The sequence below is a fragment of the Erwinia wuhanensis genome, assembly GCF_030484085.1.
GTDB classification, from domain to species: domain Bacteria; phylum Pseudomonadota; class Gammaproteobacteria; order Enterobacterales; family Enterobacteriaceae; genus Erwinia; species Erwinia aeris.
Window position 1 is genome coordinate 165,494 of sequence record NZ_JAUJUH010000002.1, and the last position, 25,554, is coordinate 191,047.

General features: G+C 55.9%; 18 protein-coding genes and 1 pseudogene. 3 read left to right on the top strand and 16 right to left on the bottom strand.

Features of this window, described 5'->3' with window-relative positions:
• Positions 1 to 142: 142 nt before the first annotated feature.
• From mukB to cmoM, 4 genes are read right to left on the bottom strand one after another with little or no spacing between them, the layout of a single operon-like run.
• On the bottom strand, positions 143 to 4,594 hold the full coding sequence (mukB, locus tag QZH36_RS05225; protein ID WP_301729770.1) for a chromosome partition protein MukB: 4,452 nt from the start codon (positions 4,592 to 4,594) through the stop codon (positions 143 to 145).
• On the bottom strand, positions 4,591 to 5,301 hold the full coding sequence (gene mukE / locus QZH36_RS05230; RefSeq protein ID WP_125288712.1) for a chromosome partition protein MukE: 711 nt from the start codon (positions 5,299 to 5,301) through the stop codon (positions 4,591 to 4,593). The genes mukB and mukE overlap by 4 nt, the downstream gene beginning before the upstream one ends.
• Positions 5,282 to 6,604, bottom strand: a complete 1,323-nt coding sequence (gene mukF, locus QZH36_RS05235; RefSeq protein WP_125288713.1) for a chromosome partition protein MukF — start codon at positions 6,602 to 6,604, stop codon at positions 5,282 to 5,284. The genes mukE and mukF overlap by 20 nt, the downstream gene beginning before the upstream one ends.
• Positions 6,601 to 7,383 carry a tRNA uridine 5-oxyacetic acid(34) methyltransferase CmoM gene (cmoM, locus tag QZH36_RS05240; RefSeq protein ID WP_301729771.1) on the bottom strand — a complete coding sequence of 261 codons (783 nt, stop codon included), beginning with the start codon at positions 7,381 to 7,383 and terminating at the stop codon, positions 6,601 to 6,603. Before cmoM ends, mukF begins: the two co-directional genes overlap by 4 nt.
• A gap of 129 nt (positions 7,384 to 7,512) precedes the next feature.
• Between cmoM and elyC the strand changes: the two genes are divergently transcribed.
• On the top strand, positions 7,513 to 8,304 hold the full coding sequence (elyC, locus tag QZH36_RS05245; RefSeq protein ID WP_253454700.1) for an envelope biogenesis factor ElyC: 792 nt from the start codon (positions 7,513 to 7,515) through the stop codon (positions 8,302 to 8,304).
• Here elyC and QZH36_RS05250 read toward each other — a convergent pair.
• The 12 genes and pseudogenes from QZH36_RS05250 to serC form a co-directional block, all read right to left on the bottom strand.
• Positions 8,269 to 9,162 carry a YcbJ family phosphotransferase gene (locus QZH36_RS05250; RefSeq protein WP_301251212.1) on the bottom strand — a complete coding sequence of 298 codons (894 nt, stop codon included), beginning with the start codon at positions 9,160 to 9,162 and terminating at the stop codon, positions 8,269 to 8,271. The genes elyC and QZH36_RS05250 overlap by 36 nt on opposite strands.
• Before the next feature lie 96 nt (positions 9,163 to 9,258).
• Positions 9,259 to 10,005, bottom strand: coding sequence for a 3-deoxy-manno-octulosonate cytidylyltransferase (gene kdsB / locus QZH36_RS05255; protein ID WP_253454703.1), 747 nt, complete (start codon positions 10,003 to 10,005; stop codon positions 9,259 to 9,261).
• A complete protein-coding gene (locus QZH36_RS05260; protein ID WP_125288718.1) occupies positions 10,002 to 10,184 on the bottom strand; it encodes a Trm112 family protein in 183 nt (60 codons plus the stop codon). The genes kdsB and QZH36_RS05260 overlap by 4 nt, the downstream gene beginning before the upstream one ends.
• 80 nt (positions 10,185 to 10,264) lie before the next feature.
• Positions 10,265 to 11,470, bottom strand: coding sequence for a winged helix-turn-helix domain-containing protein (locus tag QZH36_RS05265; RefSeq protein WP_301729772.1), 1,206 nt, complete (start codon positions 11,468 to 11,470; stop codon positions 10,265 to 10,267).
• Between the two features lie 39 nt (positions 11,471 to 11,509).
• Positions 11,510 to 12,490 carry a tetraacyldisaccharide 4'-kinase gene (gene lpxK / locus QZH36_RS05270; protein ID WP_301729773.1) on the bottom strand — a complete coding sequence of 327 codons (981 nt, stop codon included), beginning with the start codon at positions 12,488 to 12,490 and terminating at the stop codon, positions 11,510 to 11,512.
• Positions 12,487 to 14,235, bottom strand: a complete 1,749-nt coding sequence (gene msbA / locus QZH36_RS05275) for a lipid A ABC transporter ATP-binding protein/permease MsbA (protein WP_253454708.1) — start codon at positions 14,233 to 14,235, stop codon at positions 12,487 to 12,489. The genes lpxK and msbA overlap by 4 nt, the downstream gene beginning before the upstream one ends.
• Positions 14,236 to 14,271: 36 nt before the next feature.
• Positions 14,272 to 16,533: a ComEC family protein gene (locus tag QZH36_RS05280; RefSeq protein WP_301729774.1), complete on the bottom strand. Its 2,262-nt coding sequence runs from the start codon at positions 16,531 to 16,533 to the stop codon at positions 14,272 to 14,274.
• Between the two features lie 230 nt (positions 16,534 to 16,763).
• A pseudogene (gene ihfB / locus QZH36_RS05285) lies at positions 16,764 to 17,063 on the bottom strand (integration host factor subunit beta); the annotation flags it as partial.
• Between the two features lie 71 nt (positions 17,064 to 17,134).
• Positions 17,135 to 18,808 (bottom strand): 30S ribosomal protein S1, encoded by a 1,674-nt coding sequence (rpsA, locus tag QZH36_RS05290; protein ID WP_125288723.1) that lies wholly within the window; start codon positions 18,806 to 18,808, stop codon positions 17,135 to 17,137.
• Between the two features lie 117 nt (positions 18,809 to 18,925).
• The gene (cmk, locus tag QZH36_RS05295) at positions 18,926 to 19,612 is read right to left on the bottom strand and encodes a (d)CMP kinase (RefSeq protein WP_125288724.1); all 687 of its coding nucleotides are present in this window, start codon (positions 19,610 to 19,612) and stop codon (positions 18,926 to 18,928) included.
• A gap of 207 nt (positions 19,613 to 19,819) precedes the next feature.
• Positions 19,820 to 21,106 (bottom strand): 3-phosphoshikimate 1-carboxyvinyltransferase, encoded by a 1,287-nt coding sequence (gene aroA, locus QZH36_RS05300; RefSeq protein ID WP_253454711.1) that lies wholly within the window; start codon positions 21,104 to 21,106, stop codon positions 19,820 to 19,822.
• Positions 21,107 to 21,184: 78 nt separating this feature from the next.
• A complete protein-coding gene (gene serC / locus QZH36_RS05305; protein ID WP_301729775.1) occupies positions 21,185 to 22,270 on the bottom strand; it encodes a 3-phosphoserine/phosphohydroxythreonine transaminase in 1,086 nt (361 codons plus the stop codon).
• A 307-nt stretch (positions 22,271 to 22,577) separates the two neighbouring features.
• On the opposite strand from serC, the gene ycaO reads away from it, so the two are divergent.
• On the top strand, positions 22,578 to 24,335 hold the full coding sequence (gene ycaO / locus QZH36_RS05310) for a 30S ribosomal protein S12 methylthiotransferase accessory factor YcaO (RefSeq protein WP_301729776.1): 1,758 nt from the start codon (positions 22,578 to 22,580) through the stop codon (positions 24,333 to 24,335).
• 359 nt (positions 24,336 to 24,694) lie between these two features.
• The gene (focA, locus tag QZH36_RS05315) at positions 24,695 to 25,552 is read left to right on the top strand and encodes a formate transporter FocA (protein ID WP_253454714.1); all 858 of its coding nucleotides are present in this window, start codon (positions 24,695 to 24,697) and stop codon (positions 25,550 to 25,552) included.
• Positions 25,553 to 25,554: the final 2 nt, after the last annotated feature.

Genomic DNA, 25,554 nt, shown 5'->3' on the forward strand with positions numbered 1-25,554 from the left:
GCGGGTCTGAACGATCGACGCCTGAATAATGTTATTAGTATAGAAAAGAAAACGGCGCGCGTATGCAGCGGCGCGCCTGAGAGAGTAATTCGGCGGCACGGATTTTGCTATACGTGCCGCCGATTATTTTGTGCTGTTCGACTCAGGAGGAGAGTTCGGCAGGCTCTGCCGAAATATTGGCAGGCTCGGCCGCGAAGCCGCGCAGGCCAACCACGTGAACGTGCTCGCTGTTGTTGATAACCTTACGCACCAGCTTATAGGTCGTGCCTTTCTCCGGGCTGATATTCTCCGGCGCGGCAATAATCAGCTGCATTTCAAGGCGATCGCACAGTTCAAAAAGCGTGGCGATAGATTTGGCATCCAGACGCGCCGCCTCATCCAGGAACAGCAGGCGGCAAGGCGATATATCTTTACCGCGCAGGCGGCGAGACTCTTCTTCCCAGCTTTGCACTACCATCACCAGAATCGACATCCCGGTGCCGATCGCCTCGCCCGTCGACAGCGCCCCGCTTTCCGCGCGCAGCCAGCCATCGGAACCGCGGTTAACCTCCACTTCCATAGAAAGGTAGTTGCGGTAGTCCAGCAGCTCTTCGCCGATAGTTTGCGGCGTGCGCTGTCCCATATCGATCTGCGGATTCAGGCGCTGATAGAGCTTCGCCAGCGCTTCGGAGAAGGTCAGACGCTGGCTCTTGAACAGATCCTGATGCTGTTCGTGCTGCTCTGAAAGCACGTCCAGCAGCGTGGCGTGCGTTTCCCGCACGTTGACGTTCAGCCGCACGCTGTGTACCTGACCAAAGCTGACGCTCTGCAAGCCCTGGTTCAGCTGGCGGATACGGTTCTGCTCGCGCTGGATGGTTTTGCGAATGATGTTCGCCACGCTGCGCGAGCTGATAGCCAGCATCTGCTCACGAGCGGTCAGCTCTTCGCTCAGACGGCTCAGCTCAATTTCCATCTGCTCGATCGCTTCTACCGGATCGTCCGTGCGGATAATATCCTGACGGATACGCTCGCGCAGATGCTGATAAACGGCGATAAAGAACTCAATTTTACGCTCAGGCCGCTTAGGATCTTCCGACTGGCGCAGGATATCACGCAGGTGCTCGTTATCGGCGACCGCCAGACGCAGCGCGCCCAGCGCCTTATCCGACATGGAGCGCAGCTCGTCGCCGCCCAGATAGGCCAGCTCGCGGCGATGCAGACGACGTTCGACGCCGTTATCTTTCACCATGCGCAGAACGGCGACCCAACCGGCTTTGGCGCTGACCACCTGTTCGCGGCTCTGGTGATAATCACGCTCGACGCGCTTCAGTTTTTTCTGCAGCGCGTCCATTTCCGCTTCACAGAAGGTCAGCTGTTTTTCCAGCTGGTTGCGGCGGCTGCGGTTATTGCTCAGCGCCGTATAAAGCTCGTCGCGACGCAGCCGCGCGCGCTCTTCCGCGCTGGCATCCGCCTGCACGCCGATAGCCTGCATTTCCTGCTGTAGCTCCTTCAGCATATCTCGCTTGGCATCATACGAGCTTTTCAGCGAGGCGAGCACCTGGCTGTATTGCGTCAGCTGCGCCTGATGGTTTCTCAGCTGCTCGCGCGCACGCGCACGTTCGGCCTCTGCCTGCTCAAGACGACGACGCAGCTTCTCGTTGAGGTCGCTGTTGCCGTCAAGCATTCCGGCCGAGTCCGCATAGTTGAAATGCGCGCGTCGCTGCACCACTTCGGTGATGGCGAAAGCCTGCTGACGCGCATCGCGCTGCGCCTGCTGCGCCTGCTGATAATCCAGCTTGAGCTGCTCATGCTGTTCCGGGTCGCTTTGCAGCACCGCCACCAGCGGCTCCAGCTTAGCGAGGGCGGCACCGTGCTGCTGCAGGAAGCGTGCGGCTTCCTGCGCTTCGTCCAGGCGCTCCAGCAGCTCTTCGTGACGATCCTGGAGCGTTTCGTCCAGCAGCAGGCTAACGCGCGGCATCAGTCGGTTAAGCTGAGCGACACCCTCTTTCGCCTGGTCAAACTGCTGGCGCTGCTGCTGGTTTTCGCTTTCATGTGAGCTGATGGCGCGCTCAAGCTCGCCGCGGCGGCCATTCAGCTGACGAATTTCCGCTTCCGGATCCGGCTCGAAGGCCACGCCCAGATGGCCGCCGATAAAGCGGCTGAACGCCTGATGCAGGCGCTGCGTTTTCTGCACGTCGAAGGAGAGCGTGGCGTAGCGTTCCGCCAGCGTTTCGCGCTCGGCACGCAGCAGCTCCAGCTGGTTTTCACGGGCGGCGCGGCCAAACAGCGGGACTTTCGGAAAGCGGGAATAGCGCCACTGACGATCGCCCGCTTTGACCACGACCGCTTTTTGTAACTCTTCAACATTGAAGACGCTGTCGTCGAACGACTGCGGATCGCCTTCGATCAGATAGAGATCTTCCGGGCACTCTTCCAGCCCGTCCAGCTGTTCACGCACCAGCGACAGATCCGGCACCACGATAGCGTGGCGCGCAGGGCCGTACAGCGCGGAGAAGTAAGGCGCGTCCTCAATGGTGACGTCATCATAAATTTCAGAAAGCAGCACGCCGCCGAAACGCTCGGCCAGCTGGTTCAGGCGCGCATCTTCCGATCCGCCCGGCTGGCTCAGCCGATCGATCTGGCTTTCCACCTCGCGTTTGCGGCTGGCGACTTCATCACGCTCAACGGTGGTTTCACGCTCGCGCTCCAGCAGGCGCTGCATATGCTCGGTTACCTGCTGGCCGTTTTCCAGCGCCTCGCCGGTTTGCTCGCGCAGCTGTGTTAAAATTTCCTGCGCGTTCAGCCACTGCGGCGCCTGTCGCGTCAGGCGGGCGATACGTTCACGCACCTGCTCCAGCTCCTGGCGCATCGCCAGACGTCGTTCGCCCGCGTCGGCAACGCTCTCGCCAAGCTGCTCAATGCGCGCTTCCAGCTCATACTGCAATGCTTCCAGCTCTTCTGGCGCGTACTGCTGACCGTGCTTTTTGCAGAACTCGTTCAGCAACCGCTCGGCTTCCTGCTGCTCGCGCAGCCGCTGCTCCATCTCTGAAAGACGCGAGCGCAGCGACTGGAGCTGATCGGCGTGATAGCGCTGATTGCCGGCGTCGCGCAGCAGCTCGCGGCCGGTCTGCCAGGCTTCGCTGCGGCTCACCGGCCCGGCAATACGCGTCACCAGCTCAAACGCCTGCTCGAACTGGCTGTGCGCGGCCTGCGCCACGCTCATTTTCTGCTCCAGCATCAGCAGCCTGTCCGTGGCTTCCTGCTCTTTCGCCCGGAAGGTTTCCTGCCATTCCTGAGCGTTCTCAATAGTCAGCTCGCGGATCTGGCAAATTTCCTGAGCGCGCTGTAAGGCCGCCAGCGCCTGCTGGTATTGAATAGCGCGCGTTTGCTGTACATCCAGCGCCTGCTGATAGTCGGCCAGCTGGCTTTTCAGCTCGTCCACTTCCAGCTCGGCGGCTTCCGCCCGCGCTTCGTTTTCTTCATGGACTTCGCGCGCTTCAGCAACGACCTCGTTCTGCTCTTCCAGACGATAGGTCAGCTCATCGATATCGCCTTCGTAACGCTCGATTTTTTCCTGCTGGCGCATGGCGGTCTGCACCAGGTTAAGGTGATCGCTGGCGCTCTGGTAATCCGTTTCCAGATCGCTTTCCGCCCCGCTATGCTCCGCCAGCTCGCGCGCCATTTCTACATGACGATACTGCTCGGCGGCCAGCTGTTTACGGCTGCCGAAAAGCTCGCTGCGCTGCAGCATGGCGCCGTTCAGATGAACGCGGCGCTCGTTGGCGTGGCGCATATAGTCGGCGGCCACGTAGCTGGTCGCTTCTGAGATAAGATGCTTAAAGAGATCGCGATCGGACTGCGTTACGCGGATCGCTTCCAGCGTCATCCGGTTTTCACGCAGCGCCGCTTCCATATCCTGGAAAGCCTTACGCACGCCGCCGTTTTCCGGCAGCAGGTAGTCACGCAGCGAGCGCGTAATGGCGCTGGAGATGCCGCCGTACAGCGACGCCTCGATCAGGCGGTAGTATTTGCTGCGATCCGCCGCAGAGCGCAGACGACGCGCCACAATGCCCAGATCGAACATCATCGAGTGGTATTCAGTAATGGAGTTGTACTGCTTGAACTGCACGCTCTCCATCGCTTCGAACTTCTCTTTCAGCTCGCTGAGCGGCAGCACGCGAGCCTGACGAGCGTTAACCGTTTCGGTCAGGATCTCCGTCGGGTTAATGGACGTCGGCAGGCCGTGAATACTGAACGGTCTGATATCCACTTTGCGGTCGCGGCCGGCGATTTGCTGCAGGCGCACGCCGACGATAACGCGCTGGTGCACCGAGTTAACCACGTCCAGCGCCGCATAGCAGACGCCCGGCTTGAGCTTGCCGTGCAGGCCTTTGTCGCGCGAGCCGGAGGTCGCGCCCGCTTCCGTAGTGTTACGAAAGTGCAGCAGCGTCAGATCGGGGATCAGCGCGGTAACGAAAGCGGCCATCGTGGTCGATTTCCCCGCGCCGTTACCGCCGGACAGCGTGGTAACCAGTTCGTCAAGATCGAAGGTTCGGGCAAAAAAGCCGTTCCAGTTAACCAGCGTTAGCGAGCGAAATTTTCCGCGTTCAATCATTCTTCTTCCTCCGCCTGGCCGGCGTCGTTACCCTGCTCTTCTTCGTTCTGGCGGGCCTGGCCGCTTTCCGTAAACATTGCCTCGCCGTCTCTGATCATTCTCAGCTGCGCTTCGCGAGGATCGTCCCCGCTACGCACGTCGGCGCCAAAGCGGAACACGGATTCGGTGATGCGGAACTTGCTGCTGTCATGGCCCATAAACCACACCATGCCCAGACGACGCAGGCGGCTTAAGGAGGCGCGCATTTTTTCATGCAGCTTCTGACGGTCCAGATCCGAACCGGTTGAGCGCTGGTTTACCAGCTTAAGCAGCTTGCTTTCATCCGCCAGCGTCAGCAGTTCGTCGTACAGCTCCTGCTGGGTGAAGATGCCTTCATTGGCCAGCCGCTCGGGGCTGAGGTAAAGCCAGCACAGGACTTTGCCCACCATCATATCCAGTTCGGAAAGCACCGAACGCGCAATCAGCGTGGTAGAGCGCGGACGCAGATAGAAAAAGCCTTCCGGCGCGCGGATCAGCTCCACGTTATAGCGCAGATAAAACTCTTCCAGATATTCCTGGTAATCCATCAGAAAAGCGTGGTTGTCCAGCTCCTCAATACCGATATGGCGGCCCGCGCGCAGCTGGCTGTCGAGCGCAGGAAATAACGGATTAGCCAGCGCCATCGCCAGCTTAACCGGCATCACTTGTTCAATATTTATCGATGACATGCGCCTGTACCTTGGCTCCGTAATCATTAATGGCCTGCCACTCGGCGGGCAGACCGGAAAAATCAGCTTCGGCGACGCCTAAACGCACGGCCTGGTCGACCACGATCCTTGCCACGTCAAAATGGCGGGCGCGGGGATATTGCGCCAGATAGTCGCGCATCACCACGCCCAGATTCAGCGGTTTTTGCTGGGCTTTATAGATGGCCAATGCCTCTTCGATCATGGCGGCCAGCTGCTCGCGAATTTCGCTCAGCTCTTCGTATTCCAGTTCGGCAGGCAGTTCGCCCATCACCTCTTCGTTACGCAGCGTCAGCTCTTCGTCACGCACGTCAAACAGGCGTTCGGCATTGGCATAGGTCAGCGCCCACGGCGCGTCGAAATAGTTTTGCAGCGACTGACGCAGGCGCTGAGCGAAGACGCGGTTTTTATCCATATCAATCGCGGTACGGATAAATTTATGCACGTGGCGGTCGTAGCCAATCCAGAGATCGATGGCCTGCTGGCCCCAGCTGATAATGCGGTCAAGCTTGTTTTGCAGATCGAACACCAGCTTGTCGATAAAGCCGAGGTCGGGACTGCCCAGAGTGGCGTCCTGGATCCGCAGCAGGTTGGCCTGCAGCTTGTCGCCTGCGGCTTCCAGCGTATCCTGCAGTTCGCGCAGCGTGCCGGAGGTTTCATTCAGCAGCATCTCGCAGCTTTCAATCGCCGCGCGCCAGTCTTTGTTGAGCAGCTGCGCGATATCGTCTTTCACCGCCTGCTGCTGCTCATCCATAATGCGCTGGGTGATATCAATGCTGTCAAAAATCTCGGCAACGGAATATTTTAGCGGCGCGAAGACGTTGCGGTGCCAGTGAAAGTCATCGCCGTCTTCATCCGCCGCATCCGCCGCGCGCTTCAGTTCGCTTGCCACGATAGAAAGCTGCATGGAGAGCCGCAGCGTAGAAAACTCACGCTGGCGAATGTAGTAATCGGTGATGCCGATCGCGAGCGGCGTCAGGCGGTAAATGGCCTGCCCTTCAGCCTGTTCGCTGGTAAAGCGATTAAGCAAACGCTGCCGCACCATGTCGTTGATAGCGTTGTTGGCGCGGACGCTGACGGTTTCGCTGGTCTGTTCAAATCCTTCGCTGACGTGACGGAAGGCGTCCGTAAGTTCGCCTTCGCTCATCTCGCCATCCATGCGCTCGCCGTTAAGCGTGGCGACCGCCAGCAAAAAAGCCAGACGTTCGGTAGGCAACGAGACGGAAAAATCATTTTTTCGCGCCCAGGCAACCAGCTCCGGTACTGTCTGGGAAAATTCACTCATGCTTCGTCCTTTATGGGCTTCCGCGCTGTTACGTGGATATAGCGACCCAAACTTAAAAATGGCTCCTGGCGGCAAAAGCGCTTTTCCAGCGCCAGGATCTCGTCAAATCGTTCTGTTTGCTTGTGCTTATCGCGCATATAGTCGTGAAAAACGCGCACGCCGGCTTTGCTTTCGACGGTAAAACCGATCTCCGCCAGCCAGCGATAGACCTGCTCCGGGTCGCGCGGATAGTCCGGCGACAGGGTTTTACGTTTGCGCTTGCGCAAGTCGGCCTGCATATAGCCAAAGTTGCCCAGCACCAGCGTCTGCATCATCAGCCCGTTGAGGTTGTAAAACATCAGCGAGAGCACGCCGCCGGGCGCCAGCGTATCGTAAAGCGCGGCCAGCACCGCTTCCGGCTCGGCAACCCATTCAAGCACAGCGTGAAACAATACCAGATCGACAGGCTGAACCAAATGCTGACCGACTTCCTGTGCGCTGATTTGTCTGAATTCCATGTGGTCGCTCACACCTTGCTCGCTGGCGTTAAGGCGCGCGCGCTGCAGCATTTCTTCGGATAAATCGCACAGCAGAACCTGATGGCCAAGGCTCGCCAGCCCACAGCTGATTTGGCCTTCGCCGCCGCCCGCATCCAGCACGCTCAGCGGCCTTTGCGGCAGCGTCGCCAGAATCGTCTCCAGCTCCTGCCAGGCGATGGCCTGGCGAATACGGCCTTTGGTGGTGCCGTAGATATTCTGCGAAAATTTTTCCGCAATATCATCAAAGTTGCGATCCTGCATAAGCGGGCTCCGGGCTGGGCAAAAGGGTGAATCCGGCGGCTATTTTGGCATACACTGAGGGAGAATGAACCTTTCCGTCACTGCTTCGCTTTCGGGTGGCGTTTTTTCGGACAAAAGGAAGCTGTTTTTATGCTTTTTACGCTTAAAAAAGCGATTGGCGGCCTGCTGATGCCCTTGCCGCTGCTGCTGTTAGTGATGGCGGTCGGGCTTTTTCTGCTCTGGCGCAGCCGCTGGCAAAAAACCGGGAAAATTATACTCTCTTCTGCCTGGCTAATCTTGTTATTGATCAGCCTTCAGCCTGTTGCTGATAGCCTGCTGTCCCCTGTTGAGAACCGTTTCGCTACGTGGCAGGAGAGCCGGAAGGTGGACTACGTTGTGGTGCTGGGCGGCGGCTATACGTGGAATCCGCAGTGGGCGCCGGGATCGAATATGATCGGCAACAGTTTGCCAAGGCTGGTGGAAGGGATCCGTTTGTGGCGTGAAAATCCAGGATCGACGCTGATCTTTACCGGCGCGGCCGCGCAGAACAATCCCGTCAGCTCAGCGGAAGTCACGGCCAGAGTGGCGCAGTCATTGGGCGTACCGCGCAGCGCCATCATTACGCTGGATAAGCCGCGCGATACGAGCCAGGAAGCGCGGGAGGTGGCTAAAGTGGTTGGCCGCCGCCCTTTCCTGCTGGTGACCTCCGCCTCGCATCTGCCGCGCGCCATGCTGTTTTTTCAGCAGCAGGGGCTGGATCCGCTGCCCGCGCCGGCTAATCAGCTGGCTATCGCTTCGCCGCTGAACGCGTGGGAGAAAGCCATTCCCTCCTCGCTGTGGCTTGGTCACAGCGAGCGCGCCATCTATGAGACGCTGGGACGACTCTGGCAAAAGATAACGTCGCCTTCACTCAAGCCAGGGCAGCAGGGAGCGAGCGGCTAAATCGAAGCGGGCGCGGTTGAAACGGCCGGTATGGATCAGCCGATCCGCTTCTTCCCACAGCATATAGAGCCAGCGTCTGGCGATAAATCCTTCCGCGACGGGCGCCTGTTGCAGATAGCGGAACAGCAGCGCTTCCGCCGGGCCTTCCTCACTCAGGCGAAACAGCTCGTATTCACGCGGCGCCCAGAGCGTTCTGCCGGGATTGATCATTGACAGCAGCTGGTCGCTCCAGGCTTCCTTCAGCATATTGCTGAGCGACAGGTTGCCGTGCACCAGCACGCAGGGATCGTCGAAGTCGTCAAAAAGCGCGCAGAGGTTCTGGCGACAGCGAAAGAGAAAACGGTGATCTTCCATCGTCAGCCGCTCCGGGCGCATATAGCTCAGCGTTGACCACCACACCTCAACCCGCTGTTTATACCAGGCGGGCCAGTTATTCTCCTGCGTGCTGTCTACCGTACCGACCAGACCGTGGCTGTCGATGCGATGCCAGGCCAGCAGCGCGGCGACGATCTGATCCTGCAGCTGCTGCCAGCGAGCCGGCGTGCGGGTGGGCGCTTCGACCGAAACGCCGCCCATGCGCTCAATCAGCAGGATCTCATGCTGCGGCGGCAGCTGGCTGACGATCAGCCCGTATACCGTCGGCATACGCACGGTGCTTTCGCGCGCCAGCATCGACAGCTTATAGGCTTCCTGCGAGGCGATTCCTTTGGTATTGAAGTATTTTGCCATCAGCGGCAGAGAGTGGCCTTTCCCATCGTAAAGCGAGTAGAGGCTGGCATAAGGCTGTTCGCTGATGCATTCGAGACGGCTTAGCGTCTCACCCAGCACTATCGAAAGTTCTGAACGAAGATGTTCCATCTGCTGCTCCTGATCGCAAGCGAAGTCGGATTGCCGTTTTTTTCCTGGTAATAGCAAGAAGCAGAGAACCAGGGCCGCTGCCGGCCCTGAAAATAGTTACTGCATGGCTGCCCGCACACGTTCCAGATCTTCCGGTGTATCAACACCCGCGCCCGGAACGGCCTGCGCCACGTCAACATGGATTTTTTCGCCGTACCACAGTACCCGCAGCTGTTCGAGCAGCTCAATCTGCTCCAGCGGGCTGGTCTGCCAGCTGACATAGCGGCGGATAAAGCCGGCACGATAGCCGTAAATGCCGATATGGCGCAGAAAATGATCGCCAATCGCCTGCTGCGAAACGGCAAACCGCTCGCGGTCCCACGGGATGGTCGCGCGCGAAAAATAGAGCGCGTTGCCCTGCGCATCCCTGACCACCTTCACGGCGTTAGGGTTAAACGCTTCTTCCGCTGACTCGATTGGTACCGCCAGCGTCGCCATACCTACGCTGCTTTTCGCCAGATTATCCGCTACCTGCCGGATGATGACCGGCGGGATCATCGGCTCATCGCCCTGCACGTTGACGATCACCGTCTCGTCAGGGAAACGGTATTTCTCAATCACCTCGGCCAGCCTTTCCGTGCCGGACTGATGATCGGCTCGCGTCATGCAAACTTCGCCGCCCGCTGCTTCTACAGCACGCGCGACGTCATTATTATCCGTAGCGACAATCACGCGCTCGGCTCCTGATTCACGCGCGCGTTCCATAACATGCACGATCATCGGCTTGCCGTGGATATCGACCAGCGGTTTTCCGGGCAGCCTGGTGGAAGCGTAGCGCGCCGGAATAATTGCGACGAAACTCATGGATGCGTCTCTTCCAGCGTCAGCGAGCGCGCTTCCGTTTCAAGCAGAACGGGGATGCCGTCACGCACCGGATAAGCCAGCCCGTCAGGCTTGCAGATAAGTTCCTGACGATCTTTATTGTAATACAGCTTACCGTGACAAACCGGGCAAGCAACGATTTCAAGCAAACGATGATCCATGGTGTCTCCCTGGTGGATCCGATCAGACAGAACGTTAGAATATCATAGCTCGCGGTTGAGCGGTTAACCTCCCCGTCGGCTTAAAGCGCCCATTCTTTTGGCCAGATCGCGGCCAGTTCCGCAGGCAGGTTTAGCAGATGTACTTTTTGCGCGCCCTGCCAGCGGGCAAAACGGCTGATGGCCTGCTGAAGATCGGTCAGCAGCCCGGCGGTGATCCTCACGCCCGGCTCCAGCCACAGTTGCCTGATCAGCAAAACTTTTTCTTTGCGCTGCATTTTGGCATCCAGCCGCCCTTTTAGCGCGCCGCGATGCAGTATCGGCAAAACAAAGTAGCCATACTGCCGCTTCGCTTCTGGCGTATAGCACTCCAGACGATAGGCGAAGTTAAACAGTTCCAGCGCCCGCTTGCGATCCCACACCACCGGATCGAAAGGCGACAGCAGCGCAGTATGCGTGGCCTGGCTTTTTTGCTCCAGCATCGGCAGCTGTGAGTGATGGAGATAGCACTGCCCTAACGTTTCGACCTCCACCGGCACTACCGTGCCCGCCTCCATCCACTCTGCCAGCTGCTCTTTTACCGGCGCACGCTTCAGCCGATAGTAATCTGCCAGCCACTCGGCCCGGAAAAGCCCCAGGCTTTGCGCGCTGTTGTACAACATTTGCCTGACCGCCTCTTTCTCTTCCAGCGCGTGCAGCGCATCATCCCATTCCGGCAGCACCCGCTGACGAAGGTCATAAACCCGCTGGAAATTACGCCGTTCGACCACCATCAATTCCCCGGCGGTAAATAAGTTTTCCAGATGGCGCTTGTGCGGTTTCCACGCCCACCAGCCGGACTGCTGGCCCGGCGGCGCGGCGAAGTCGGCCGATCTTACCGGCCCGTGATCTTTGATATGCGCCAGCAGCTGCGCGACCTCCTGCTGCCGCGTCGCGGCCCACTCCCCGTTATATTTCCAGCCCATAGCCTGCGGCGAAAGCATACGGTGGCGCAGCAGCGGATAATCTTCAGCAGGAATAAAGCAGGCTTCATGCGCCCAGTATTCAAACAGCCTGCCGGTAGCCAACGCCTCTTCCAGCCACGCGGACGGATAGTCGCCAAGTCGGCTGAACAGCACCAGATAAGGGCTGCGGGCTACTACATGGATAGTGTCGATTTGCAGCAGGGACATTTGCCGCACGCAGTTGATCAGATCGGTAAATTGCGCCTTTCGCTGGGGCGGACGAAGCAGCCCCTGAGCGGCAAGATGAATATGGCGGGCCTGAATTAGTGAGAGAGAAATCGACATAATGCACCTGTATTCACATAGTGCATTCAGTTTAGCGAGTTATTTTTGCGTAAGGGCAATAATGCGGTTCAGCAGCGCGTCAGCCCGATCCGTCGGTAGCGCCGCGTCCACCGGCAGATACCACCAGTTAGCCGCGGCAAAGCGGCTGGCTTTAACCGCATCCTTCTCCGTCATCAGCAGCGCCTGGTGTGCAGTCGCCAGCGGGGCCAGCTGCGCCTCGCTGTAGGCCTGGTGATCGGCGAAAGAGACTTCCTTAATCGGGATAACGCCCAGCTGACGCAGCGTGGCAAAAAAACGCGGCGGATGACCGATGCCTGCCATAGCGACTACGTCGCCAAGCGATGCCGCAGGGCGGGTTTCGCCGGTTTGCAGATTGACAGCAAGGCCGGGCGTCAGGCGCATCGCTATTTCATCAGCCAGCGCCGCGCCGCCGTTAGTAATGACCGCGTCCACCGTTTGCAGGCGTGATGCCCGCTCGCGCATTGGCCCGGCCGGCAGCCACCAGCCGTTGCCAAATCGACGCTGACCATCAATGACGACTATTTCAAAATCTCTGGCCAGCGCGTAATGCTGCAGACCGTCGTCGGTGATAATAATATCCACCTCGCCCTGCGCCAGCAGCGCCTGCACGGCGTCTTTACGGCGGGGTGAAACGGCCACCGCCGCGCCGGTGCGGCGATAGATCAGTACCGGTTCGTCACCCGCCTCGCTAGTGGTCGTATTGCCATCAAGCACCAGCGGATAAGCTTCCGCTTTACCGCCGTAGCCTCTGGATACCACGCCGGGGCGCAGACCACGCTGCTGCAGTGCCTGCACCAGCCAAATCACCACCGGCGTTTTGCCGTTGCCGCCAGCCGTCAGATTCCCGACCACGACCACGGGCACCGGCGCGCGCCAGGCCTTTCGCCAGCCCTGACGATAGCTAAAGCGGATCAGGCTGGTGATCAGCCCGTACAGCCAGCTGAACGGCAGCAGCAGCCGCCAGAGGCCGGACCGACCGCTCCAGAGGCGCTCAATCATTGACCAAATTGCATTTTATGAAGCTGAGCATAGGCACCCTGGCGCGCTAACAGCTCGGTATGGCTGCCGCGCTCCACGATATGGCCATCCTCAACCACAACGATTTCATCTGCCTTTTCAATAGTGGAGAGGCGATGCGCAATAACCAGCGAGGTACGGTTTTTTTGCAGCTCATCCAGCGCTGACTGAATAGCGCGCTCCGACTCGGTATCCAGCGCGGAAGTAGCCTCATCCAGGATCAGGATCGGACAGTCACGCAGCAGCGCGCGGGCAATGGCAATACGCTGGCGCTGGCCGCCGGAAAGCAGCACGCCATTTTCACCGATGACCGTATCCAGGCCGTTATCCATTTTACTGATAAAGTCCATAGCGTGCGCCATCGTTGCCGCTTTTTCGATATCTTCCCGGCTGTACTGCTCGTTGCGGGCGTAGGCGATATTATTGGCTACCGTGTCGTTAAACAGATGCACGTTTTGCGAGACTAAAGCGACCTGATTTCGCAGCGAGCTGAGCGTATATTCACGCAGATCGTGACCATCCATCAGAATTTCGCCCTGCTGGATATCGTAAAAACGCGTCATCAGGCTGGCAATCGTGGATTTACCCGATCCAGACCGTCCCACCAGCGCAACGGTTTTGCCCTCCGGGATCGCCAGGTTGATATTATGCAGCGCAGGCGTTTCGCGTCCCGGATAGGTAAAGGTCACATTGCGGAACTCCACATCGCCGCGAGCGCGCTCAATCACGCGCGTGCCCGTATCAACTTCCTGCTCGCTGTCGAGAATGGAGAAAAGCGTCTGGCAGGCGGCCATGCCGCGCTGGAACTGGGCGTTAACGTTCGTCAGCGATTTTAGCGGGCGCATCAAACCAAACATAGAGGTAAAGACGACGGTAATCGTGCCCGGTGTCAGCGTTGCCATTACGCTTGGGAAGCTGGCAGCATACAGAACAAAAGCCAGCGCCAGCGAAGCGATAAGCTGAATAATAGGATCGGACACGGAAGAAGCGGAAACCAGTTTCATCCCCTGCTGACGCATCCGATTGCTGACGCGGTCAAAACGCTGGGTTTCGATTTGCTGTCCGCCAAAGATCAGCACTTCTTTATGCCCTTTCAGCATCTGTTCTGCGCTGGTGGTCACCTGGCCCATGGTGTTTTGCATGCTTTTGCTGATATTACGAAAGCGTTTTGACACCATACGGATTGCAAAGGAGACGACCGGCGCCAGCAGGATCAGGATTAGCGACAGCTGCCAGCTGTAGTAAAACATCATAATAAACAGGCCGATAATGGATGCGCCTTCGCGCACTACCGTTACCAGCGCGCTGGAAGACGATGAGGCGACCTGTTCGGAATCATAAGTAATGCGCGACAGCAACGTGCCGGTAGATTGCTGATCGAAGAAAGCGACCGGCATCCCCATCATATGGCTGAAAAGACGCCGACGCATCGACATCACCACATTCCCCGATACCCAGGAGATGCAGTAGCTTGAGATATAGCTTGATATGCCGCGTACCAGCATCAGGCCGATAACGGCGAGGGGCATCCAGACCAGTACGGAGGAGTCCGCTTTACCAAAACCATCGTCCAGCAGCGGCTTAAGTAAGGACATCATCAGCACGTCGCCCGCTGCGTTAATAATAAGAGCAACGGAGGAGACGGCCAGCCCCGGTTTAAAGGGTTTGATCATCGGCCAGAGGCGTCGAAAGGTCTGCCAGGTGGAGAGATCTTTGTCCTGATGCATGTGTTAACCAGCTTCCAATTGAAATAGCCGCTCATTCTAACTGGAATAACGTGTTACGCCAAACCACTGATGGTACCAACGGGGCATTATTTGCGCTCTTAAGCTTAAAACACGCCAGTTATCCTTAGAAAATTCTACGCTGATTTGCCCTGCCACAGCCGTGTCGTACCAGCTGTAATTGTCCTTCAGATAGCGGGTAATTATCCTTTCCGCCGGTAGCTTCCAGGCGCTATAGCGGGCAGCGGAAGCCAGCGCGGCCTGGCCAGCCACCCTTCGCAGCAGGGGCGGCGAAGACGACGTTCCACTACCGTGATGCGGCACCTGTAATAGATCCGCCCGTAACGCTTCGCCATAGCGCCTGACAAGCTGTAGCTCTGCGGGCGTCTCAATATCCCCGGTCAGCAAAACCCGCCATTTACCATCCGTCACCATTACGACGCAGGACTGATTATTACCGTGCTCTTTCTGCGGTCGCTCCGGCCAGAGAACCTGAAAATTTAACGTCTGCCAGCGCCAGTTTTGGCCCTGATAGCAGGGTAAATGTCCCGATACGCCCAAATCGCTGTGGATTTTCGCTGCGGGAAACGCCTTGTGCAGGCTTTCCAGGCCGCCGATATGGTCGAGATGGCCGTGGCTTAAAATAATGTGTTGTACGCTTATGCCCTGCCAGCGAAGCCAGGGAATAATCTGGCTTGAGGCCGCGTCGCCCCCTGCCCATCTGTTGCCGGTATCATACACAACCGCATTTCCCTGCTGCGAAATTACTACGGCCAGTCCATGACCGATATCCAGCATATCCATACGCCACTCTGGCTGCCTGACGTGCAGCCGCCAGCACAGCAGCGCCAGACATAAGCTGGCCAGCGTCAAAGGGGAACTTCGCCACCAGTGAAAGCGCCAGGCAAAGAGCAGCAGCAGGCACACGGGACTGAGCCATAATGCCTGCTGGCTGACGGTAAGCCAGCCGTCGGGCAGCTGCCGTAAGGGATAAAAAACCAGCGCCAATGAGCGATCCGCCGCCCACCAGAGCAGCTGGCTTAGCGATGCGACAGGCAGCGATAAAACGGCGCCAAGGATCAGCGGTACCGTAAGCAACGTGACCAGCGGCACTGCCCACAGGTTAGCCAGCAGCGCGCTGACGCTCACGCCGTGAAAAATAAAGATCTGTAGCGGCATCAATAATAAAAACAGCCCGGTCTGTAAGTGCAGCAGCTGTAACGGCAGCCAGCGTTTTTTCCCGATAAAGCGTCCGGAAAGCGGAAACCATTGATACCAGAGAAGTAACCCGGCGACGGCAACAGCTGACAACCATAAGCTGTCCGACAAAATGCTTAAGGGATCGAAAAACAAAATAGCACCGATACACAGCCGCCAAACCTGCCAGCCGCTACAGTTACGCCCCTTCAGGCGCAGCAGGCTCCAGCTAAGCAGCGCCACTATCGCTCGCAGCGCCGGAGGGCTTCCGCCGGAAAGCCAGCAGTAGATCAGCGCCAGCGCGATGCCGCTAAACAGGGGAAAACGATACTCTATCCAGCTGGCGCGGAAGCAAGGCTGGAAAATTCGCGCTATCAGCCAGCCTACGCTCGCAGCCAGGCCTATATGCATGCCTGAAATCGCCATCAAATGCGCCGTCCCGGTCTCCCTCAGCAACGCTTTTGTCTCGCTGCTTAGTTCGCTACGTTCACCAAACGTCAACGCCAGGATAACGCTATGCCAGGGCAAGGCGGCGAAATAGTCACGACTTTTCTGCATGACTTTTTCACGCCAGCCACAGCGGCTGTCGACAATCTGCCATGTCAGCGCCCTGCCCGTCAGCGGCGTGCTGACAGCCAGCGCGAAACGTTGCGCATCGAAGCCGCCCTCGTTAAGGCGCGCATGCACGGGCCGCAGCCTGAGCTTCATACGCCAATGCTGGCCCGGACAAAACGTTTGGGTACCCGGTATAGCGATCAGGGCGTAAACAGGTGGAAAAAGACGTTTCTCCGCCACGCTTTCAATGCGTATTTTGACGCGTTGCGACTGCGGCTGTAGCTGTTCAATGCCCACTACGGCTTCAACAGGAGCCGCTGAGAGAAAGGCGGTTTGTTGTAGAAGCGTTTTTGCCGGGATAACGGCCCAGATAAAAAGCAGCAGAACCAGGGCACTTTCTCTTAACCAGCACTGTCGGGTTATCAACAGGAGCGCAATCAGCCCCAGCAAAAGCTGGATGGCGGCTGTATCAGGCAGCGCCCGCAACCAACAAAGCGGCAGCGCTGCGATAATCATCCACAGCGAGAGTCGGCTAAGGCTATAGGACATAATGCTACCTCCGTTACGCATGACGGAAGTCTGACGGGGTTTCATTACGGGCGCAGCCAGCATTTCTCAGTCTTCAGAAACGTAGCGCAACATTTTTATCAGGTTGCAGAAAGCAATACAGGGTTTGCGAGGAGGCTCTGGTTAATCCACTATCGGACTGGATCCAGCTATGCTGCAGGCAAAAAAAAACGACACCGAAGTGTCGTTTTATTGCGTGGTAATGCGAAACCTTAGCCGTAGATATTCGCGCGATCGCGTAATTCCTTGCCCGGTTTGAAGTGCGGAACGTATTTACCTTCCAGCTCAACCTTGTCACCCGTTTTAGGGTTACGACCGGTACGGGGAGCGCGATAGTGCAAAGAAAAACTGCCGAAGCCCCGGATTTCGATGCGTTCGCCCTGGGCCAGCGTAGTGGCCATGTGCTCAAGCATCTCTTTTACCGCATCCTCAACGACTTTCGCCGGAATATGAGAGTGCTGGCCAGCAAGTCTTTCAATCAGTTCTGACTTGGTCATAAATCCTCCGGTTAATCCCTGTTGGAAAAAGCTTTGGCAATCACGGCTGGTTCAGGGCAGCTTAAGCCGCCCTGATGCAAACGCAATTACTCGCCTTTAGCTGCTTTAAATGCTTCAGCCATAGCGTTAGAGAAGTTGCCTTCTTCCTGTTTGGTGTTAACAGTATTGATAGCTTCTTTCTCGTCAGCCTGGTCTTTAGCACGAACAGACAGGCTCACTACGCGGTTTTTGCGATCCACGCCAGTGAACTTAGCTTCAACGTCGTCGCCAACGTTCAGAACCAGCGTAGCGTCTTCTACACGGTCGATTGAAGCTTCAGAAGCGCGCAGGTAACCCTCAACGCCGTCTGCCAGTTCAACTGTAGCACCTTTAGCGTCAACTGCAGTTACTTTACCGTTAACAATGGCACCTTTCTTGTTCAGAGAGATGTAGTTGTTGAACGGATCTTCTGCCAGCTGCTTAACGCCCAGGGAGATACGCTCGCGCTCTGCGTCAACCTGCAGAACCACAGCAGCGATTTCGTCGCCTTTCTTGTATTCACGAACTGCTTCTTCTCCGGTAGCGTTCCAGGAGATGTCAGACAGGTGAACCAGGCCGTCGATGCCGCCGTCCAGGCCGATGAAGATACCGAAGTCAGTGATTGACTTGATTTTACCTTCAACGCGGTCGCCCTTGTTGTGGGTTTCTGCGAACTGCTGCCATGGGTTAGATTTGCACTGCTTCAGACCCAGGGAGATACGACGACGTTCTTCGTCGATGTCCAGAACCATAACTTCAACAACATCGCCCACGTTAACAACTTTAGACGGATGAATGTTTTTGTTGGTCCAGTCCATTTCTGAAACGTGCACCAGGCCTTCAACGCCTTCTTCGATTTCAACGAAGCAGCCGTAGTCGGTCAGGTTGGTTACACGACCAGTCAGGCGGGTGCCTTCCGGGTAACGCTTAGCGATTGCGACCCATGGATCTTCGCCCAGCTGTTTCAGACCCAGAGAAACACGGGTACGTTCGCGGTCGAACTTCAGCACTTTAACAGTGATTTCGTCGCCAACGTTGACAATTTCGCTTGGGTGCTTAACGCGTTTCCAGGCCATGTCAGTGATGTGCAGCAGGCCGTCAACGCCGCCCAGATCAACGAATGCACCGTAGTCAGTGAGGTTCTTAACGATACCTTTAACTTCCATGCCTTCCTGCAGGTTTTCCAGCAGCTGATCGCGCTCTGCGCTGTTTTCGGATTCGATAACCGCACGACGTGAAACCACCACGTTGTTACGTTTCTGATCCAGCTTGATTACTTTGAATTCAAGCTCTTTGCCTTCCAGGTGCAGCGTGTCGCGTACTGGACGAACATCAACCAGGGAACCTGGCAGGAACGCACGAATACCGTTCAGCTCAACTGTGAAGCCACCTTTCACTTTGCCGTTGATAACACCGGTAACAGTTTCAGCATCTTCGTAAGCTTTTTCCAGCGTGATCCAGGCTTCATGACGCTTAGCTTTCTCACGGGACAGCAGGGTTTCACCGAAGCCGTCTTCCACTGCGTCCAGAGCAACGTCAACTTCGTCGCCTACCTGGATTTCCAGTTCGCCGGCTGCGTTCTTGAACTGCTCTGCAGGAATTGCAGATTCAGATTTCAGACCCGCATCAACCAGAACTACGTCTTTGTCGATAGAGACAACAACGCCACGAACGATGGAACCCGGGCGGGTTTCGATTGTTTTTAAGGATTCTTCAAATAGTTGAGCAAAAGATTCAGTCATATTGATAATCTTCAGGATTCTTCAATTTAACGTCCACCTGACATCCTGCCGGGTGGGGTTGTTTCACATGCCCTGTGATATCCATATCAAAGGGTTAAAAAAATCGGTTCTGCGATGCTACTGCGGCAGAGAAAGTTTTTCGCGCGCATAATTCAGAGCAGTTTCAATCACCTGCTCGATTGACATGCTGGTTGAATCCAGCACTAACGCGTCTTCTGCCGGTCTTAACGGTGCGATAGCACGGTTGCGATCGCGATCGTCACGCTCTTTTATCTCAGATAAAAGGCGTTCAAAGTTAACACTAAAGCCCTTCTCCTGCAACTGTAGCATACGGCGATGCGCACGCTCTTCAGGGCTGGCATCCAGAAAAATCTTTACCTGGGCGTCCGGAAAAACCACCGTACCCATATCTCTTCCGTCCGCAATAAGGCCTGGTGCTTCCCGGAATCCCCGCTGACGGCGCAGCAGCGCTTCACGTACGCGCGGGAAAGCGGCGACTTTCGAAGCCGTATTGCTGACATCCTGAGTGCGAATTTCGCTTGAGACGTTTTCGCCCTCAAGGATGACTTCCATCTCGCCATCGCTGGGCACAAAGCGAACATCCAGATGCGCCGCGATAGGGACCAGCGCCTCTTCAGAAGTCATGTCTACCTGATGGTGTAACGCGGCCAGCGCCAGCACGCGATAAATAGCGCCTGAATCCAACAGATGCCAGTTTAATGCCTCAGCCATTGCCTTGCACAAGGTCCCTTTACCGGCTCCGCCTGGACCATCAATGGTGATCACCTGGGCTATAGGCGTCATGTCGTTCTCCTGTTGGTGGAATGCCTGCTTAACCTGCTCAGGCAAATAACGACGCATATTATACGCTGCTCTACTGACGATCGTTACCCCTTAAGCGTAGACGGGCTGAAATTAATCGAGAGCCGCAAAAGGATTTCCCAGGAAACCAATGCCAGGAGCGTGAAGCAGATCGCAACCCGCTGCACAGCTATGCAGCGGGGGCGTTCGTTATGCCGGCTGGCTGAGACGTGCAAACTGCTCGAAATAATCCGGGAAGGTCTTGGCCGTGCATTTCGGATCGAGAATGGTCACTGGCGTAGCAGACAAGGCCACCAGCGAGAAGCACATCGCCATACGGTGATCGTTGTAGGTGCCGATTTCAGCATACTGAATAGTTTCAGGCGGCGTGATGCGAATATAGTCATGCCCTTCTTCGACTTCAGCACCAACTTTACGAAGCTCGGTCGCCATTGCCGCAAGACGATCGGTTTCTTTCACGCGCCAGTTGTAGATATTACGCATTACCGTAGTGCCTTTGGCAAACAGCGCCGCCGTGGCGATAGTCATCGCCGCGTCCGGAATATGGTTCATATCCAGATCGATAGCGTTCAGTTCGCCGCGCGTGCAGGCGATATAGTCGTCGCCCCATTCAATAACCGCGCCCATTTTTTCCAGCACGTCGGCAAAATGAATGTCGCCCTGCATACTTTTTCGACCGATACCGGTGACTTTAACCGTACCGCCTTTGACTGCGGCCGCTGCGAGGAAATAGGAGGCGGAAGAGGCATCGCCTTCCACCAGATAATCGCCTGGCGAGGTATAGTTCTGGTTGCCCCTGATACGAAATACAGCGTAATTATCGTTTTCTACCGTGACGCCAAAGGTCTGCATCAGGTTCAGGGTAATATCGATATAAGGTTTTGAAACCAGCTCGCCCTTAATGGCAATGGTCGTGTTTTGTGGAGCCAGCGGCGCGGTCATCAGCAGCGCGGTCAGGAACTGGCTGGAGACGCTACCGTCGACGGCCACTTCGCCCCCGCTGAAGCCGCCTTTGATATGCAGCGGCGGATAATCCGTCTGTTCAAGATAGTCGATCTGCGCGCCGCCCTGGCGCAACGCATCGACCAGATGACCAATCGGACGTTCTTTCATCCGCGGCTCTCCGGTCAGCACAATATCGTTAGAACCCAGGCAAAGCGCGGCGGCCAGCGGGCGCATCGCCGTCCCGGCATTGCCTAAAAAAAGCTCCAGCGGCTGCGTCGACTGCAGAGGGCCGCCCTGACCAGTCACTTCACACTCTGTGCGGTCTTCAGAAAGCGTAAAGCTTACGCCCAGCGCTTTTAGCGCGTTCAGCATATGACGCACGTCATCACTGTCCAGAAGGTTGGTCAGACGAGTAGTGCCTTTTGCCAGCGCAGCGAGCAGCAAAGCGCGATTTGAGACGCTTTTGGAACCAGGTAGGTTAACGGTACCTTCTACTCGCGCGACGGGTTGTAAAGTCAGGGATTCCTGCATGTGAGACTTCTTCTCCAGATAAAATGCAACAAAACCCCGCACCGGGCGAGGTTTTACTATCAAAACCGTACCGGCTAATTAACCGTGACGACGTTCAAAATCAGTCATAAATTCGGTTAGCGCTTTAACGCCTGCCAGCGGCATAGCATTGTAAATTGAAGCGCGCATTCCGCCTACGGCACGATGACCTTTTAACGCATGCAGGCCAGCCGCGAATGATTCTTCGAGGAAAACCTTATCCAACGCTGCATCAGCCAGCTGGAAAGGTACATTCATGCGCGAGCGATTAACGTGAGCCACATCGTTACGGTAAAAATCACTGTTATCAATGATACCGTAAAGCAGATCGGCTTTAGCCTGATTCCGCTTGTCCATTTCCGCTACGCCGCCCTGTTCTTTCAGCCATTTAAAGACCAGGCCGGAAAGATACCATGCAAAAGTCGGCGGCGTGTTAAACATGGAGTCGTTTTCGTTTAATACCGTGTAATCCAGGATTGACGGCAGCGCTTTCTGGGCTTTGCCCAGCAGATCTTCACGTATGACCACCAGCGTCAGGCCAGCCGGCCCAATGTTCTTCTGCGCACCGGCATAAAGGACGCCATAGCGGTTAATATCCAACGGACGGGAAAGAATAGTGGAAGAGAGATCGGCCACAGCAATCTTATCGCCGAAGTCCGGCTCTTCATTAATAGCAACACCGTCAATGGTTTCGTTTGGACAATAGTGAACATAGGCTGCTTCATCTGAAAGCGCCCACTGGCTCATAGGCGTAATAGCGCGCAGCCCGTCAACGGTTGTTTTCACGTCGATGACGTTAGGCGTACAGTATTTTTCCGCCTCTTTAATCGCGCTGTGCGCCCAGTAGCCGCCGTCGGCATAGTCTGCCGTACTCTGGCTGCCCAACAGGTTCATCGGAACGGCAGCAAACTGCGCGCGCGCGCCGCCGTGACAGAATAATACTTTGTAATTTGAGGGGATTTTCAGCAGATCGCGAAAATCTTTTTCCGCTTCCACGGCCACCTGCGTAAATTCCTTGCTGCGGTGGCTGATCTCCATCACGGAAGTTCCTGAACCCTGCCAGTTGCAGAGTTCCTGTTCGGCACGACGTAGCACTTCTACCGGCAGCATTGCTGGACCGGAGCTAAAATTGAAAACCTGGCTCATTTCCCCTCACCACTTTCAGATCAATCGATTTCGAGTCTGCTACCGGTTTTATCATTGCCACCCTGGCGCTGCAATGTTTAATCGGGTCAGCCGACCAGTTATACGGCCTGCGCCGCAACAGCTTGTAGCGTGAAATATAGTGACCACGATATTTTGTGAGGCGTCTTCCGGTTAGCTTTTTTTATGGCCGATCTGCGCAGGCAAAAATGCCACAATAGCCGGGTAAAACAGTTCGTCGGATAGCGAATGGTCGGGAAACCCCGTATCATGGCGCGTTTTCGGCACAACCCAAAAACGAGTGGGCACTATGACGCAAACTTATATTCCAGGCAAAGATGCCGCACTGGAAGATTCCATCGCACGCTTTCAGCAAAAATTACAGGATTTTGGCTTCCATATTGAAGAGGCCTCCTGGCTGAATCCGGTTCCTCATGTATGGTCGGTCCATATTCGCGACCGCGACTGCCCGCTCTGCTTCACCAACGGTAAAGGCGCCAGCAAAAAAGCGGCGCTGGCTTCGGCATTGGGTGAATATTTTGAGCGTCTGTCGACCAACTATTTCTTTGCTGATTTTTGGTTAGGTAACGCGATCGCCAACGGCGATTTCGTGCATTATCCTGACGAAAAATGGTTTCCGCTGTCGGATGACGACAGCCTGCCGGAAGGCATTCTTGATGCGCGACTGAAGGCGTTTTACGATCCTGAGCAGGCACTTAGCGCCAGCGATTTGATCGATCTGCAGTCCGGCAATGCCGCACGCGGCATCTGCGGCCTGCCGTTCACGCGTCAGTCCGATGGGCAAACGGTTTATATTCCGATGAACATCATCGGTAACCTCTACGTCTCTAACGGCATGTCGGCAGGCAACACGGCCAACGAAGCGCGCGTTCAGGGCCTTTCTGAAGTCTTCGAGCGCTATATCAAAAACCGCATTATCGCCGAATCTATCAGTCTGCCGGCCATCCCGCAGGAGGTGCTTAACCGCTATCCGGGCGTAGTGGAGTCCATTGCTAAACTGGAAGCTGAAGGCTTCCCAATCTTTGCTTACGACGCTTCACTGGGCGGCAACTATCCGGTTATTTGCGTGGTGCTCTTCAACCCGCAAAACGGTACCTGTTTTGCTTCATTCGGCGCGCATCCTGATTTTGGCGTGGCGCTGGAGCGTACCGTGACAGAACTGCTGCAGGGACGCGGGCTGAAAGATTTGGATGTCTTTACGCCGCCAACCTTTGATGATGAAGAAGTCGCCGAGCACGCTAATCTGGAAACGCACTTTATCGATTCCAGCGGTCTGATCTCCTGGGATATGTTCAAGGACGAGGCGGATTATCCTTTTGTCGACTGGAGCTTTGCAGGCACCACGCAGGAAGAATTCGCCACGCTGATGGCCATCTTTAAAGCGGAAGATAAAGAAGTCTATATTGCTGACTATCAGCATCTGGACGTGTATGCCTGCCGTATCATCGTGCCAGGCATGTCAGATATCTATCCTGCGGAAGATTTGCTGCTGGCTAATAACAGCATGGGCGCTTACCTGCGCGATACGCTGTTATCACTGCCCGACAGCCAGTGGGAAAAAGAGGATTACCTGGCGCTGATTGAACGCCTGGACGAAGACGGCCATGACGACTTTACCCGCGTACGCGAGCTGCTGGGCCTGGCAACAGGCAAAGACAACGGCTGGTACACGCTGCGTATCGGCGAGCTGAAAGCGATGCTGGCCCTGGCAGGCGGCGATATCGATCAGGCGCTGATCTGGACGGAATGGACTATGGAGTTTAATGCCTCCCTGTTTTCACCCGCCCGCGCCAACTACTATCGCTGTCTGCAAACGCTGCTGCTGTTGAGCCTTGAGGATGAACGCGATCCTGTGCAGTATCATACTGCTTTCGTACGTATGTATGGACAGGAAGCCGTAGACGCGGCATCTGCCGCCATTAGCGGTGAAGCGCCTTTCTACGGGTTGCAGAGCGTGGATGAAGAGCTGCTGGCCTTCCCGGCTCATCAGTCGCTGCTGGCTGCCTATGAAAAGCTGCAGCAGGCGAAACGCCGTTACTGGAAATAATATTTTTGGCCCGCTCGACAAAAGCGGGCCTTTTATCAGGGCCAGTTTTAACGCTAATTAATCCATTAACTTTTCTTAAGGTTAATAAAAAGTAGTTTATTTATTTCCAGGTATTAAAAAATTTATTTATTCGGGATCTATTTTATTGCAGTTGTTAACCAGAAAAGCAGATGCTATTTAAAAAATAATAGATAAATTAAAATAAATTTTAACTAATAAAATCAATAAATTAACCCACCTTACACGCCTTTTTTTTAACTCGTTCCGACAATGTCCGGCGTCAATATGATCCACATCAATTTCTCACCTATACTGCTTTGTTAGTATTTCGTTGTTGATAAACTTCAGGAGACGTTAGTGTGAAAGCTGGCAATCCGTTCGATTTACTTTTACCGTCTGAAATGGCTAAAGTCGCTGAGGAAGCCGGTGTCTATAAAGCTCAAAAGCACCCCTTCACCACGTTTTTTTTGGCGATTACCGCAGGCGTTTTTATTTCCATAGCGTTTGTTTTTTATATCACGGCCACAACAGGGACTGAAACTATCCCTTATGGCGTAGCGAAGCTTATTGGCGGCATCTGCTTTTCGCTGGGGCTGATGCTGGTCGTGGTCTGCGGTGCCGACCTTTTCACCTCGACCGTGTTAACCATGGTGGCTAAAGCCAGCGGACGGATTACCTGGGGTCAGCTGGCGCGCAACTGGCTCAATGTCTATATAGGGAATTTCTTCGGCGCGATGTTTTTTGTCGGGCTGATCTGGTTTGCCGGCCAGTATATGGTGGCAAATGGTGCATGGGGGTTAAATGTTCTGCAAACGGCTGACCATAAGATGCACCATACTTTTATTGAAGCTGTCTGCCTCGGCACCCTCGCTAACCTGATGGTTTGCATGGCGGTCTGGATGAGCTATTCCGGCCGCAGCCTGACGGACAAAATGCTGTCGATGGTGCTGCCCGTAGCGATGTTTGTCGCCAGTGGTTTTGAGCACAGTATCGCCAACATGTTCCTTATCCCCATGGCGATCGTTATTAAAGATTTCGCCGCACCGGAGTTCTGGCAGGCCACGGGAACCACGGCAGCACACTTTTCCAGTCTGACAGTAGGCAACTTCATTGTTGACAATCTTATCCCCGTGACGCTTGGCAACATTATTGGCGGTGGATTGCTGGTCGGCCTGACCTACTGGGTTATCTATTTGCGGGACGGCGATCATCACTGATT